General features: G+C 45.3%; 15 protein-coding genes. 14 read left to right on the forward strand and 1 reads right to left on the reverse strand.

Features of this window, described 5'->3' with window-relative positions:
• From AB3N61_RS04800 to AB3N61_RS04865, 14 genes are all read left to right on the forward strand, one after another.
• Positions 1-234 (forward strand): AtpZ/AtpI family protein, encoded by a 234-nt coding sequence (locus AB3N61_RS04800; RefSeq protein WP_020771472.1) that lies wholly within the window; start codon positions 1-3, stop codon positions 232-234.
• A 15-nt stretch (positions 235-249) separates the two neighbouring features.
• Entirely contained in the window at positions 250-603 is a 354-nt protein-coding gene (locus AB3N61_RS04805) for a hypothetical protein (RefSeq protein ID WP_367898618.1), read from the forward strand.
• A gap of 114 nt (positions 604-717) precedes the next feature.
• Positions 718-1,767 carry a F0F1 ATP synthase subunit A gene (gene atpB / locus AB3N61_RS04810; protein ID WP_367898619.1) on the forward strand — a complete coding sequence of 350 codons (1,050 nt, stop codon included), beginning with the start codon at positions 718-720 and terminating at the stop codon, positions 1,765-1,767.
• 45 nt (positions 1,768-1,812) lie between these two features.
• Positions 1,813-2,100, forward strand: a complete 288-nt coding sequence (atpE, locus tag AB3N61_RS04815) for an ATP synthase F0 subunit C (protein ID WP_020771187.1) — start codon at positions 1,813-1,815, stop codon at positions 2,098-2,100.
• Between the two features lie 2 nt (positions 2,101-2,102).
• Positions 2,103-2,630, forward strand: a complete 528-nt coding sequence (locus AB3N61_RS04820) for a F0F1 ATP synthase subunit B (protein WP_020771267.1) — start codon at positions 2,103-2,105, stop codon at positions 2,628-2,630.
• A gap of 4 nt (positions 2,631-2,634) precedes the next feature.
• A complete protein-coding gene (gene atpH, locus AB3N61_RS04825; protein ID WP_020771376.1) occupies positions 2,635-3,195 on the forward strand; it encodes an ATP synthase F1 subunit delta in 561 nt (186 codons plus the stop codon).
• Positions 3,185-4,699 carry a F0F1 ATP synthase subunit alpha gene (gene atpA, locus AB3N61_RS04830; protein WP_020771125.1) on the forward strand — a complete coding sequence of 505 codons (1,515 nt, stop codon included), beginning with the start codon at positions 3,185-3,187 and terminating at the stop codon, positions 4,697-4,699. Before atpH ends, atpA begins: the two co-directional genes overlap by 11 nt.
• A 13-nt stretch (positions 4,700-4,712) precedes the next feature.
• Positions 4,713-5,573, forward strand: a complete 861-nt coding sequence (atpG, locus tag AB3N61_RS04835; protein ID WP_367898620.1) for an ATP synthase F1 subunit gamma — start codon at positions 4,713-4,715, stop codon at positions 5,571-5,573.
• Between the two features lie 21 nt (positions 5,574-5,594).
• Positions 5,595-6,998, forward strand: coding sequence for a F0F1 ATP synthase subunit beta (gene atpD, locus AB3N61_RS04840; protein WP_367898621.1), 1,404 nt, complete (start codon positions 5,595-5,597; stop codon positions 6,996-6,998).
• Between the two features lie 3 nt (positions 6,999-7,001).
• Positions 7,002-7,382, forward strand: coding sequence for an ATP synthase F1 subunit epsilon (atpC, locus tag AB3N61_RS04845; RefSeq protein WP_020771277.1), 381 nt, complete (start codon positions 7,002-7,004; stop codon positions 7,380-7,382).
• Positions 7,383-7,652: 270 nt separating this feature from the next.
• The gene (locus AB3N61_RS04850; protein WP_367898622.1) at positions 7,653-10,328 is read left to right on the forward strand and encodes a hypothetical protein; all 2,676 of its coding nucleotides are present in this window, start codon (positions 7,653-7,655) and stop codon (positions 10,326-10,328) included.
• Positions 10,329-10,330: 2 nt separating this feature from the next.
• On the forward strand, positions 10,331-12,571 hold the full coding sequence (locus AB3N61_RS04855) for a GAF domain-containing protein (protein ID WP_367898623.1): 2,241 nt from the start codon (positions 10,331-10,333) through the stop codon (positions 12,569-12,571).
• Between the two features lie 335 nt (positions 12,572-12,906).
• Complete coding sequence (locus AB3N61_RS04860; protein WP_020771379.1) at positions 12,907-13,236, forward strand: metalloregulator ArsR/SmtB family transcription factor; 330 nt, start codon at positions 12,907-12,909, stop codon at positions 13,234-13,236.
• On the forward strand, positions 13,223-13,705 hold the full coding sequence (locus AB3N61_RS04865; protein ID WP_367898624.1) for an SRPBCC domain-containing protein: 483 nt from the start codon (positions 13,223-13,225) through the stop codon (positions 13,703-13,705). Before AB3N61_RS04860 ends, AB3N61_RS04865 begins: the two co-directional genes overlap by 14 nt.
• Before the next feature lie 41 nt (positions 13,706-13,746).
• Here AB3N61_RS04865 and carA read toward each other — a convergent pair whose 3' ends face one another.
• Positions 13,747-14,835, reverse strand: coding sequence for a glutamine-hydrolyzing carbamoyl-phosphate synthase small subunit (gene carA, locus AB3N61_RS04870; protein WP_367898625.1), 1,089 nt, complete (start codon positions 14,833-14,835; stop codon positions 13,747-13,749).
• Positions 14,836-15,033 lie beyond the last annotated feature (198 nt).

Raw genomic sequence — 15,033 nt, forward strand, 5'->3', positions numbered from 1 at the left:
ATGAGCGAGCCGGATCAAAAGCCTCCCGAAAAGAAAGATGCCTCACCCTGGCAGCTTGCTAGCGTAGGAACCGAGTTCGCTTTTATCATCATTGCCTCCGTTTTTATAGGAAGGTATCTGGATGGACGTTTTGGTTGGTCTCCTTTCGGGATATTGTTCGGGGCGATTTTCGGTTTCGGCTACGGGATTTATTATCTTCTCACCAGAGTTTCCCAGTTTGACAAAAAGGACTAAAACCCGGTTTAGGGGATGAAAGACTCCGACGGGTTATTACAACCTAAAAAGTATTATTTAGGTTTTGCCGTCCTTCTTCTTGCCTTTGGAGTATGGTTCCGATTCTTTGCGGTTCCCGACCCTGGCTTCTGGAAGGGAATTGTAATATCTCTTTTAGCATCCTTGTCCATTTATAATTTTAGATTTTATCTACTTTGGAAACATTCCAAAGAAGGTTTTCCGTTCCAATTTGGAACGACTGTTCTGTCTTTTTTTATTCATTTAGCCGTTTTAGTACTGTTTATCTGGAGAGGCGAACGTGAAGGTTTCGTGATTGGTTTTTTTATTGCCCATTTCGCCAACCTTTTAATATTGGTATTCGCAAGGTGACCGCTTAAAACGCTTTAAAAAACGTTTTAGAGATGCTTTGCGGGAAATAGAACCCTGGGTTTCAGCTCCCAAAACTCTTTCTTCCTGTCGTTTACGAGAGGATCCTTTACAAGTATGTTGAAACAAATCTTCGCAACCGCATTATTATTGTTCTCACTTCCATTATTTGCCTCCGAGGGAGAAGCTTCCAAACCTTTCGACCTAAACGAGGTGCTGGTTCACCACTTGATGGATCATGCTGAGTTTCCTTTCAACGTGGGCGGAAAGAAAGTTTTCGAAGGCCATGAAGCTTTCGATCCTCATTCGGAAAATATTTTTGTGGATCATTCCACAGGTCATAGATTCCACTTCGTGGGTGGAATTGATCTCCATATCACTCGTCGCGTAACGATGATGTGGATTGTTTCCTTCTTTCTTCTGATCGTATTCATTCCTGCCGCTCGCCTCATCGCAAAAAATCCTTTAAAAATACAAAGTAGATTCGCAAACGCAGTAGAAGCGTTCGTGAGTTTTTTGAAAAAGGATGTGGTGGATGCAAATACGGACGGTCACGGACATTCTTATTATCATTATATTTTTACATTATTTTTCTTTATCCTTTTCTGTAACCTGATGGGGCTCATTCCTCCGGTTGGAGAAGTGATCCAGCTCGGTGTAGAATCCATCAACGCAGGAGAAGAAGTTCCGGCAACCGCACATGCGGATTCCGGTCACCACGAGCCCATCTGGATCGCAAAAGTTTGGAATGGGATCACAGTAACAGGTGATGTTTCGGTTACTGTTACTCTTGCGCTCATTACTTTACTTTTGATTTACGGAACAGGATTCGTTTACCAAGGACCGAAGTTTATTCTTCATTCCGTTCCGAACGGAGTGCCTTGGCCTCTATACATTTTAATGTGGCCTTTGGAGTTTATTATTTCTCCTCTTGCGAAAGCGTTCGCACTCACTGTGCGTCTTTTAGCGAATATGACAGCAGGACACGTAATTATCTTAGCGTTACTCGGATTTATCTTCCAATTCCAATCTTGGGGAGTGGCGCCGATCTCGGTTTTCGGAGCAACTGCGATCTATTTCTTAGAATTATTCGTGGCTTTCTTGCAGGCTTACGTTTTCGCTCTTCTGACCTCGCTCTTTGTGGGCTCGAGTATGCATAGGCACTAATTTTAATTATAAGCGTTTTGATTTCAAATAGGAGAAAATAGTACAATGGAATTCGGACTAGGATACATCGGAGTAGGAATCGCAGCTGGGCTCGCTATTTTAGGCGCAGGTCTTGGTATCGGAAGAATCGGTGGCTCTGCCGCTGAAGGAATCAGCCGTCAACCTGATGCAGCTGGAAAAATCCAAACTGCGATGATCATCTCTGCAGCCCTTATCGAAGGTGCGGCTCTGTTCGCAATCGTGATTGCGTTCCTCGCAGGCGGAACTTTGAACACAGCAGTTTCTAAAGCATCTGCTAAAACTGAAGTTTCTGCACCGGCTGAAGGTAAATAATCTTGTTTCTCTTGGCAGCTGACAGGGGATTAGGCGCACTATTAGATGTTAATCCGGGTCTGATCATTTGGACCCTGATTACCTTCACGATAGTCGTTATTATCCTTAAAGTTTTCGCTTGGGATGTGATCCTCAAGGCTCTGGATGAAAGAGCTGAGACCATCCAAAACGATATTCGTAAGGCTGCTGACGTACGTTCCGAAGCGGAAGCTCTGCTGAAAGATTATGAAACAAGAATCGCACAAGCAAAGGACCAAGCTAACGGAATCGTAGCGGAAGCCAAATCGGACGCTACTAACCTGAAAAACAAAATGTTGGATGATGCTTCGAAAGAAGTGAAGGCGCTCAAAGACGGCGCAATCAGAGACATCGAACTTGCAAAATCCAAAGCATTGGCGGAACTCCAAGGACAGATCGTTGAAATGACCGTTCAGGTCGCTGGATTGGTCTTGGAGAAACAGTTAAAGGCAGACGATTACAAGTCCTTTATTGAGAACGAGTTAGGTAAGATCAAAAAACTGAGCGCGTAAACAAATGAGCTATTCAGCGATCCCAAAAACATACGCGGCCGCATTTGCGGACGCTAGCTCTTCACCGGAAGAAGCCGAGCAAGAATTGGATTCGATTGTAGGAATTTTCCGCGTTGAACCTTTGTTTCGTAATTTTTTCGATACTCCTGCGGTTAAACGAGAAGAAAAAGAAGCGGTTTTAATCAAAATCTTCCAAGGAAAAATTTCGGAGCTCACTCTGAACTTTTTACACGTACTTCTTCGCAGGGGAAGATTTTCCTTTCTTTCCGAAATCCACGACGCTTTAAAGGAAGAACTGGATCGCAAAGCTGGAAGAGTTCGCGCTAAAGTTAGAAGTTATCCGTTATTGAGTGAGACTGAGCTCTCCAAATTACGGGAAGTATTAAAAGAAAGATTCAAATCAGAGTTTATCTTGGAAGTTAAGGAGGACCCCAGCCTTATCGGTGGTTTTGTGGTTCGATTCCAGGATTTGGCAATCGATGGTTCTATGAAGAACCAACTCAGAAAAGTAAGGCAAACCTTGCTGGATAGTAAATTACCGGTCGGAGTTGTGTATGAAAATTAAAACGGACGAAATCACGTCGGTTCTCAAACAGGAAATTTTAAATTATAAAAAGGATCTCGCCGTCGAAGAAGTCGGTACCGTTCTGGAAGTAGGGGACGGTATTGCGAGAGTTTTCGGTCTTAGAAACGTAATGGCCGGAGAGCTTGTGGAATTCCAAAACGGGATCCGCGGTCAGGCGTTCAACCTGGAAGACAATTCCGTGGGTGTGATCATTTACGGTGAATATAAGAACATCAAAGAAGGTTTCTCCGTTAAGAGAACCAATAAAATTTTAGAAGTTCCGGTCGGTCCTGAATTATTAGGCCGCGTGGTAAACCCGCTCGGAGAGCCTGTAGACGGTAAAGGCCCGATCAATGCAAAACATACCCGCGCGGTAGAAAGCCCTGCTCCCGGTATTTCCAAAAGACAACCGGTAGAAGAGCCTCTTCAAACCGGTATCAAAAGTATCGACGCAATGATCCCGATAGGCCGTGGACAAAGGGAGTTGATCATCGGAGACCGTGGAACCGGTAAAACTTCCATCGCTCTGGATACGATCATCAACCAAAAAGGATCCGGAGTTATCTGCGTTTACGTAGCAATCGGACAAAAAGCTTCCACTGTAGCGACTATCGTAGAAAAACTAAAAGCGGTTGGAGCTCTGGAATATACCATCGTGGTTTCCGCAACTGCTGCCGATCCTGCTCCTCTGCAATACATCGCTCCTTATTCCGGATGTTCCTTCGCGGAATACTTCATGTATAACGAGAAAAAGGCTACCTTAGTTGTTTATGATGACTTATCAAAACAAGCGGTTGCTTATCGCCAAATGTGTCTTCTTCTTCGTAGACCTCCGGGCCGCGAAGCTTATCCTGGAGACGTATTCTATCTTCACTCTCGCTTATTAGAGAGAGCCGCTAAATTGGACGAAAAATACGGAGCGGGATCTTTGACCGCCCTTCCGATTATCGAGACCCAAGAGGGCGAGGTTTCCGCTTATATTCCGACTAACGTGATTTCCATCACGGACGGTCAGATCTATCTGCAATCCAACTTATTCGCATCCGGGGTTCGTCCTGCAGTGGATGTGGGTATTTCCGTATCCCGTGTTGGTTCAGCCGCTCAGATTAAAGCGATGAAACAAGTCGCAGGAAAAATGAAACTGGAATTAGCTCAGTTCAGAGAGTTGGAAGCATTCGCTCAGCTCGGAACCGATTTGGATCCGGTAACTCAGGCTCAGTTGGACAGAGGATATCGTATCGTTGAGATGCTGAAACAACCTGTTTCCAGCCCTTATCCTGTGGAAGAGCAAGTGGTCGAAATTTTTGCGGTAACCAGAGGACATATGGACAAGGTTCCGGTTCCAAAGGTGAGAGAGTTCGGAGGACATTTACTGAACGTTCTTCGTACACAATACCCTGAAATATTGAACGCAATCCGCACCGAAAAGAAAATTTCGGACGAAGGAAAACTGGGAGAGGTAATCGCCTCTATCGCAGCCGACTTTGTTAGGAACCTGAAGTAAGCGGAGAAAAATCTTGGCTACACCCAGGGAAATAAAGAAGCGGATCAGCTCCGTTAAGAACACTCGGAAGATCACTCGAACTATGGAAATGGTCGCTACGGCCAAGTCCAAAAAGTTGAGCGATAGGGTGAACGCGTCCCATCCATTCTCCAACAAAATTAAAGAATTGGTGGGGGCGCTTGCCTCCTTGGCTTCCGTAGTAAAAAGTCCTTATTTAAGAAAACCGAATACGATCCGTTCGATCGCTCTTCTTGTGATCACTGCGAACAGAGGTCTTTGTGGAGGATACAACTCCAAGACGATCCGTTTGGCAAGAACTCGCATCCAAGAGTTGAAGGATCAGGGCGTAAATGTTCGACTTTTTGTCGTAGGTAAAAAGGGGATTTCCTATTTTCAATTCGCAAAAGAGAAAATAGAAAAATCCTATACTCATATCGATGACAAGTCCGGTTACAAGGAAGCGGAAGAGTTTGCGGACTTCTTCTTGGATCTATTTGCAAAAGAAGAAGTGGATTCGGTGGAAATTATCTCCACAGTGTATCGTTCTTCCGCAAACCAAGAACCAGAAGTGACTAAGGTTCTTCCGTTCGAAGCACAAGGAGAAACGAATGTCGGTTCCAACGTTCTATACGAACCGAGCCCGGCTGACATTTTGGAATCACTTCTTCCTTTAGTTGTAAAAACTGCATTTTTAAAAGCGATCTTGGAAGCGAATTGTTCCGAGCAGATCGCAAAACGCGTGGCCATGAAATCCGCAACGGACGCGGCCTCCGAGATGATCAAACTTCTGACCCGCGGTTACAACCGTATCCGTCAGGCGAAGATCACTCAGGAGATCTCGGAGATCGTAGCGGGTGCGGACTCGCTAAACTAGTTCTGGTATTGGAGTACTTGGATGAGCATAGGTAAAGTAAAACAAATCATCGGATCCGTTTTGGATATCGAGTTCGAATCCGGACATCTGCCCGAAATTTTTAACGCATTAGAGATCAATGCGGTAATCAACGGCCAAAAGGAAAAAATCGTAGCCGAAGTGCAACAGCATATCGGCGATAGCGCAGTGCGCGCAATTGCACTTTCTTCCACCGATGGGTTGACCAGAGGCCAGGAAGTTTCCGATACCGGAGCTCCTATTTCCGTTCCGGTCGGGGACGTGACTCTTGGAAGAATTTTTAACGTATTGGGTGAGCCTGTCGACGAAGGCGCTCCTATTCAAGTGAAAGAGCGTAAGCCGATTCACAGACCTGCACCTGGTTACGAAGACCTTTCCCCTAAAACGGAAGTATTCGAAACAGGGATCAAGGTCATCGACCTTCTCGCTCCTTATATCAAGGGAGGAAAGACCGGACTCTTCGGAGGAGCCGGAGTAGGTAAAACGGTTCTTATCCAAGAGTTGATCAACAATATCGCGAAACAGCACGGTGGATTTTCCGTGTTCGCAGGTGTTGGTGAAAGAACTCGCGAAGGAAACGACCTCTGGAGAGAGATGAAAGAATCCGGAGTTATCAACAAGACCGTACTTTGTTATGGTCAGATGAACGAACCTCCTGGCGCTCGTCTTCGCGTGGCACTTTCCGCTCTTACAATGGCGGAACATTTCCGTGATTCCATCGGAACAGACGTATTACTCTTTGTAGACAATATCTTCCGTTTTTCCCAAGCGGGATCGGAAGTATCGGCTCTACTCGGACGTATGCCTTCTGCGGTGGGGTATCAGCCGACTCTTTCCACAGAGATGGGTGCTCTCCAAGAACGTATTACTTCTACTCGTAAAGGATCGATCACTTCCGTTCAGGCGATCTACGTTCCAGCGGACGACTTGACTGACCCTGCTCCTGCGAACGCATTCGCTCACTTGGATGCAACTACGGTTCTTTCTCGTGCGATTTCCGATAAAGGGATTTATCCTGCGGTTGACCCACTTGATTCTACTTCCCGCGTGATGAACGCAGAAGTTTTGGGAGCGGAACACTACGGTGTAGCCCGTGAGGTTCAAAGGATCCTGCAGCGTTATAAAGATCTTCAAGATATTATCGCGATCCTTGGTATGGACGAACTTTCCGAGGACGATAAGGTTCTGGTGGCTCGTGCAAGAAAGATCGAGAAATTCCTTTCTCAGCCTTTCCACGTAGCGGAAGTATTTACAGGATCTCCTGGAAGATACGTAAAACTTTCCGATACAGTTCGTTCTTTCAAAGAATTGATTTCCGGAAATTGCGACCACCTTCCGGAGCAAGCCTTCTACATGGTAGGAACCATAGAAGACGCGATCGAGAAGTCCAAAAACCTGAGAGCATAATCGATGGCAGCCAAGCTAGACGTATCGGTAATCTCTCCTGAAAAACTACTCTTCCATGGCGATGCGGACAGCATCGTCGTGCCTGGAAGCGAAGGATTTTTCGGAGTGTATCCGGGCCATACCTCTCTTGTTTCCCTGCTTGGGATCGGCGTGTTGGAAGTCCGACAAGGAAATAAAACCAAAATTGCCGCAATCGAAGGCGGGTTTTTTGAAGTAAGAGACAATAAAGTTACGATTTTGACGGACCACGGTAGTTTGAAAGAAGATATCGACCTGGCTGCCGCCCAAAAAGCCCTAGAAGAAGCGGAAGCTCTACCTGCCTCCAGCGAGAAAAATACTCTCGTCCTAAAAGCAAAAACCCGAATTTTAGCGGCTTCCCGCTAATATTTAGGGGTTCCAAATTCCGAAAATTATTAAGGGATACTTCTATCGGCCGAGGCCGAAGAAGTTTCCCATTTAAGAAGCTGGCCAATGGTCCAGGTTCTTGAAGCCCTCCAATGGACATTTTTGAAAAACTATGTTTTGGGGCGGATTATAAGAGAGAAGGTCCTATAATATAAGGGAACCATCTCGAAATATTTTCGGATTGTATTTCCTGCAACTTAGGAGATCCTCCGAATTATAGAGTCGGATTTTTAGCATACTGTAGGAAGCATGGCGGACGATTTTACGATAGACGAGGGAGAGGGGTTTCCGACCGGAAACGGAGAGGATTTTGATCCGAGTGAAATGAGCTTGGACGAAATAGATTCTCTCTTGGCTAATGACAGCGACTCCTCCGATTTTAATTTCGATTCCGCTCCGGGAGATTCTATAGACAGCGAAGGCTTCGAGGAATTACTCGCTTCATCCGGTGACGATTATCCGGATGATATTCCTAATTTTGAACCGGACGAAGCGGATTTCGGTTCAGACCTAAGCCAACTAGACGAGTCCGTTCACTTGGACGATGACTTTGATTTCGAACTTACTGATCCGATGATCGACGCCGAGATCGATCGACTTCTGGATATAGACGACGATCTGAATTCTTCTCCAACACCATCCTCCTCCGCTCCTTCTTGGAAAGAATCCGCACCTTCCGTGTCGGAAGATCATGAGGAAGCATTCGGGGACTTAGGTTCCTTGGATTTAGGCGATTTTTCTCAACCGGGAGATATTCCTTCCTCTGCATTCCATTCGGACGACCAACCATTCGATTGGGCCGCGGAATCTTCCGACCAAGACGAGATCGTGGGATTCTCAGATGCGGACCTAGATGATGAAACACCGATCTCACTTTCCGACGAAGAATTACATAATATTGATATAGGTTCCAATCTTTCGGATTTCTCCATGGAGGAAGAAGTTTCCGCGTCCGAAGATTCCGCCGCTAAATCTTATGAGGATGAATTGATCTCGGATGACGAGGGCCCGATTTCTCTCTCAGAACATGAATTAGACGATATCATGGCGGAGGACTTTAGCCCTAACCTGGAAGAAGAAGACGGATTCGGCGACCTTGGTGGGGATGATATTTCCACACCTTCTTCCGAATTGACGGAAGACATTCATTTCGAAGACGAAGAAGAAAAGGACATCGCACTTTCTACCGATGAACTGGACCACCTTCTCGAAGGTGATGGGGATTCTTCCGAAAGCAAAAATTCCTTCGAAGAATTGGGAGATTTCGGAGACTTAGATCTTGGTTCCGTTTCCGATGAACATACTTCTTCCGCTTTGGATATGGAAGAAGAAGCTGATGAACCGATCGCACTTTCTGATGACGAGTTAGGCAATCTATTATCATCAGGCGACGATGACGAGATCGAAAATATCCAACTAGACGATCTGGATTCGGTAGGAGCTCCTACAGTCGAATCCGAGTTCGGAATGGAGGAAGTATCCGATCCTTCCTCCGAATTGGACCTAAGCGATTTTAATTTTGATTCCGAGCCGGACGAAACAAAAGACGAATTCGGTGGAGATGATGAATCCATTTCTCTCCCTGTTTCCGATTTTGAAAATTTCGGAATGAATGAAGAAGAAAACCCTTTGGATACCGGATTGGATCTGGGAGATTTTGAAGATAGTCCTAAGTCCGAAGAAAAAGTATTCGAAGAATCTTTAGGAGACTTCACTTCCGCAAGCGACGAGGATATTTTAGGGACTTCCGATTCGATGGATTTTGCATCTACGGAAACTTCCGAACAGGATTTCTTTTCCGAAACCGAAGAGGCGGACGAACCGATCGCACTTTCGGACGATGAACTTGGAAATTTATTATCTTCCGGGACCGAAGAGGAAGAAGAACATACGGGTACTTCCTTAGATCTTTCTTCCGACATGGACGATAACGAACCGATCGCACTTTCGGATGACGAACTTGGAAACTTACTATCCGGAGAGGAAGAAACGGTTTCTTCTCTCGATTCCGAAGAAGACGAGCCGATTGCACTTTCAGACGACGAACTGGGAGATCTATTATCTTCCGGAGAAGAAGAAGTTTCCGATACGGATATATTTGCGGATGCTCCGCCTGTCGAACATGAGGATACTTCGCCCGTAGAATTCGGTGATTTCAGCCTGGATACGGAAGCGGATGAACCGATTGCATTATCCGAAGATGAGTTAGGTCATTTACTCGAAGAAGAGCCTGAAGTTGAAACCGCCTCTACCGATCTGATGGACGATTCGGATGAACCGATCGCTCTTCCGATCAACGAGTTAGAAGACATTGGAACGCCTGATGTATCTTCTAACTATGATATTGATTGGGATGGTCCTGTTGCGGATCTGAACGATCTCGGACCCGCGGATGAGAATGCCGTCGCTGCTCCTTCCGATTGGGATCTGGGAGAGGAAGCGGACGAGCCGATCACATTATCCAATGACGAATTAGGAAATTTATTATCGGACGAGGCTCCTCAGGAAGTGGATTCCGAGGACTTGGACCAATTATTATCTTCTCCTCCTGAAGCAAACGACTTGGATGCGTTAGGCTCCATGGAAGACGATATCCAAATTTCAGGTTTGGATTTTGCGGGAAACATAGGTGCGGAGATCGTTCCAACGATTGAAAGATTAACTCCGGAACCGGAACTGATCTTCGTTTTGGACGAGTATGCAGATGAGAATGAACTTTCTCCTCTGGAAGAAATTCGCCAAGCAGGTGCCGCTTCGGAAGAGACTGAGTCCGGAGAGGCGATTCCTACTCAGGACGAGATGAAACGTATTCTTCTTTATCTGGATGAACTTTTAGGAAACCTCCCTGATGAAATGATCCGCGACTTCTCTCGTTCGGATTATTTCGAACTTTATAAGAAATTAATGAAACAAATCGGCGTTTGACGATGGGTTTGCTGGACAAGGTTACTCGTCTCATCCGTTCCGGAAATTTGGAAACCGGAGCTAAAACTTCTTCGGTTGCGGTTGCCGGAGAAGAAAAACCTTCCCTTTTGAAAAAGTCAATGGCTTTGCGTGCCAAAGGGCTTTTGGAAAAGGCAATGGATTTTGGCGGACGAAAAGAGAAGCCGACTTCTGCGTACGACGATCCGACCAGTTTTGAACCTGCAACCGCTTCCTCCTCTTCGGAAGATGATTTTAGTTTTGATTCTCCTTCCGCTGATTTTGGAGATATCGATTTTGGCGCAGAACCTTCCGGGGAGTCTTTCGGCGGGGAAGGTCCAGATGCAGAAGTTTCTTTTCCGGATTCCGCTTTCGGAGAAGAAAGTTTTGAAGAAGAAACCGCTAACAGCGATTTCGATCTTTCTTCCGTAGACTTAGGGCCCTCTGGTGAAGAGGGATCGGATTTTGAAATAGATCCCGATCTTGGATTAGGTTTAGAAGATTCGGATATAGGTGCGGATTTCGGAGAACTCCCGGAAGAAGTTCCAAGTAAAGGATTATTATCCAAAGCGGAAGAAGCAAAAGAAGAGGAAAAAATACCGTCCGGGCTTCCTAAACCTGAGGCAATTAAAGATCCATTCGACGATTGGGTCAAGGATGCCGAGAACCAAGCAAGTCAAGAAGCAAGTCGTCCTTTCAGTAAGGAACAGAATGAAACGGAGAATGCCCAGTTCTTATTCGATGATGACTCGGACTATTCCACAATGCCTATCGATCTACAGATCGCTTCCCGTAAAAAATTAGAGAACTATTTATCTGCATTCGAAATTTCTAAAGAGATTTCCGCATCCAAGGATTTTACCAATTTTTTTGAGAACTTAAGCTTTTCCATCCAAGGACAGATCGGCGCGGAATCGATAGTCATATTCTCCTCTACAAATGGAGAATTTGACGTACTTCGAGTCGTGGAAGCTCAAGGGATCGGTGCGGATACTGACTGGGTTTTGGAGGTAGGGGATGAAAGTTACCAAGCCGCGCTAAAAACGCCTTCCGTAGTGTATGCAAGGGAAATTTTAAAACATTCTCCTCCTAAAAAAGAAAAAGAGATCTTAGAGAAGACCGAAGCGGAGATGCTCGTTCCGATCAGAAGTTACGATGAATTTTATGGAATTATAATATTAAGCAAGACGATTGAAGGCGAAGATTACACGATCGAAGACTTGGAATTCTTGAAGATCGTGGGGGAGATGGCGGGATCCGTATTAAGAAGGATTATGGATCTGGAAGCCCTCCATCAGGAAAACGATCGATTGAACCAGGTGGTCAAAAGTAACGAAAGAATACTTGCGACAGCAAGAGACCTGGCCGGAGTCCGCGATATGGACGAGGCATACGATTATCTGGTAGAAGTATTGAAGAAAGAGCTCGGACTGAGGCGTTGGAGTTTTTTACTTTTGGACAGAACTACTCGGAAAGAATATAAAGTATTCGGAACAAATTTGCTTACGCCGGATACTTCCGGAAAATTCAGATTGGGATTGGATTCCAACTTGGTTGGAATCGTAGCTAACGTCCCTGGGGTGTTTCGGATCGCAAATTTCAGAAAAAATCCCGAGCTATTGTCGCAACTATCCAACGATGAGATCGGGCTCATGCACGATTTCGACATTCTTCCGTTCTTAAACCTGAACTGGCTTGTAGGAATGTTATTTATTCACGAAACGGAAAGGCCTTGGACGGATACGGATCGAGAAACTGCAGTCGGGATTTCCGAGATCGCTTCACCTGTACTTTCCAATTTGTTAATGCTGGAAGAAAGAGATGCGGTATTCCGGGATCCGTTCAGTCCTGTAGAATCGAGAATCGACGAAGCGATTTCCAGATCTTCCAAGATCGGAACTCCATTCAGTCTGACAGTTTTCAAAGTACAAAATGCAACTAGGATGGTTCGCATCAAGGGAGCCGGATTTTTTGCTCATTATTGTGAAGAACTCAGGTCATCTATCCAAGAAAATCTGGGAGAGACCGATTACTGTTATAGGGTCGGTCAAGGAAAGTACGTCGTGGTTCTGGATGGAAAAGACAGAGAGGAAACACAGATCGTAGTTCGTAAGATCCGCAACAGAATCGTAGAGTTGGATAAAAAGAACAAAGACTTTCAGACTTCTACTGCCAACCAAACTCTTTGTTATCCTGCGGATACAAGAGAGAAAGAAAGAATGTTGGAACTGATCGAAGAGTCCTGATTTAGTTTGCCATGATACTATTGTAGGAGTTCCTACAATAGTTTTAAGATCGCCCCCGCCCAGGTTCGGGTGGTGGGGAGTGGCTCGTGGGAGAGCGCTTACACGCAATATCACAAATTCTCCGATCCGTCAACTGAATCCGGAATCTTCTTCCTCATGTTGGAATTCCAACATTTCCGATTCCTTCAAAATTCTCCTCATAATCCAATATACGAAGCTGTTTCAATTTCAGCCTCATTCAGAACCCTTAAATCCATTCCCTAATGGCATAATCTATTTTCATAATCCATTATTTAAATATTGACTTAATTAAACGTTTATTTAAATAATGGATTATGAATGCTTTTGCCGCTCTTGCGGACGATACAAGAAGGGAAATTGTGAGACTGGTGGCTAAAAACGGCGAACTCACCTCGACCGAGATCGGAGAAAATTTTAATATCACAGCTCCTGCGATTTCCCATCACCTAAAGGTATTAAAGAGTGCGAAACTCCTAAATATGAAAAAAGAGGCGCAAAAGCGTATTTATAGTCTAAACGGTTCGAGCGTTAGCGAAATGGAAGATTGGATACTCGAAATAATCGATCTATGGAAAAAACGTCTGGATAAATTGGATCGATACGTATTGAAGCTCAAAAAGGAGAGGACCCGTGATAAAAAATAACGTAGAAACGATTATCGAAGGTAATAAGGTCGTTTACAAAAGATACTTTGATGTATCGACAGAACTTCTCTTCGAAGTGTGGTCAATGCCGGAACATCTTTCCGAATGGTGGGGACCCGACGGATTTACACTGACTACTAAACGTATGGATTTTATCAACGGAGGGATTTGGGAATTTGTCATGCATGGACCGGACGGACATGATTCTAAAAACAAGATCCAATTCACCGATATCAAAGAGCCTCATTATATTTATTATAAACATTTGGGCGATGGGGAAGGTGATCAGGACGTTCACTTCGAATCGAAAATTATATTCGAAAAAGTTGAAGAAGGAACAAACTTAATAATGGAGCAGATCTTCCCGAGCAAAGAGGAACTCGAAAGAGTGAATGGGAAATATGGGGCGATCGAAGGCGCTAAACAACATATCGGCAACCTTGCTAAATATTTGGAAACACTGAAATAGTCGATCCGGGGCTTGTAAGAGTTCCTACACGTGCAGAACTCTTACTTCTTCTTAGTCGAATCCACTAAATCGTAGAATTTCTGGAACAAATACCTACTATCATTCGGACCGGGAGAACTTTCCGGATGGTATTGGACCGAAAGAAGAGGATATCCCGATTTCAAAATACCTTCTACGGTGTCATCGTTCAGATTGATAAAGGAAATCGGCTCTTTTTCGCTGGAATCGGCAACCACGGCAAAGCCATGGTTCTGGGAAGTGATCTCCACTTTACCGGTCTCCAAACTTTTGACAGGTTGGTTTCCGCCTCTATGACCGAATTTCATTTTTTCGGTCTTCTTGCCTAGGGTCAGACCTATGATCTGATGACCTAAACAAATCCCGAAAAGAGGATAATTATTATCTAATATAGCTTTCGTGGAATCGATCGCGTAAGTGCAGGCTGCCGGATCTCCCGGACCGTTTGAAAGGAAGAATGCATCCACGCCGTCTTTCATAATTTCAGAAGCGGGAGTTTGCGCAGGATAAACGGAAACCGCAAAACCGGCCGCATCCAAGAGTCGAAGAATATTCGTCTTCACACCGTAATCATAAACGGCGAGTTTGTATTTTTTTCCAGCACTCGATCCGAACTCATATTTTTTATCGGTTGTGACAACCTTCGCGAGGTCCGCGTCTGCAATCCCCGGGAACTTCTTCACTTCCGCTAAGAAAGAATCGGAGTATTCATTCGCGACGAAGATCCCACCGTTCGGAGCCCCGTTCGTGCGAATGAAACGAGTTAACTTTCGGGTGTCGATACCTTGGATACCGGGGATTTTATATTCTTTTAGAAATTGAGATAATGTCTTTTGGGCCTTGAAGTTGGAAGGACGATCCACATATTCCTTCACGATCATTCCCGCGGCTTGGATCTTAGCGGATTCCATATTTTCCGGATGGATCCCGTAGTTTCCGATCATCGGGTAGGTGAGAGTTATGATTTGGTTGGTGTAGGAAGGGTCGGTCAGGATTTCCTGGTAACCCGCCATGGAAGTATTAAAGACGATTTCCCCGACGGACTGGGTTTCGTAGCCGAAGGATTCGCCTTCGTATACGTCCCCGTTTTCTAAAACCAAGAACGCTTTCATTAAGGACAGGCTTTCGCACCGAAGGCAAGGGTCAAGTGGAATCACCCAGAATTTTGCAGGAACTCCAACAAGGCGTCAGGGGAAAAATTTGGGCGGCTCACTCGCTACCGCTCGGACCGCGCTGCTTCGATTTCGCGCATTCGCGCTCATCCGGGCCTTGCCCGGACTAAAGATCTGCGCATCGCTGCCGCAGGGGAT

It is taken from the genome of Leptospira sp. WS58.C1 (genome assembly GCF_040833995.1).
GTDB classification, from domain to species: Bacteria; Spirochaetota; Leptospiria; order Leptospirales; family Leptospiraceae; genus Leptospira_B; species Leptospira_B cinconiae.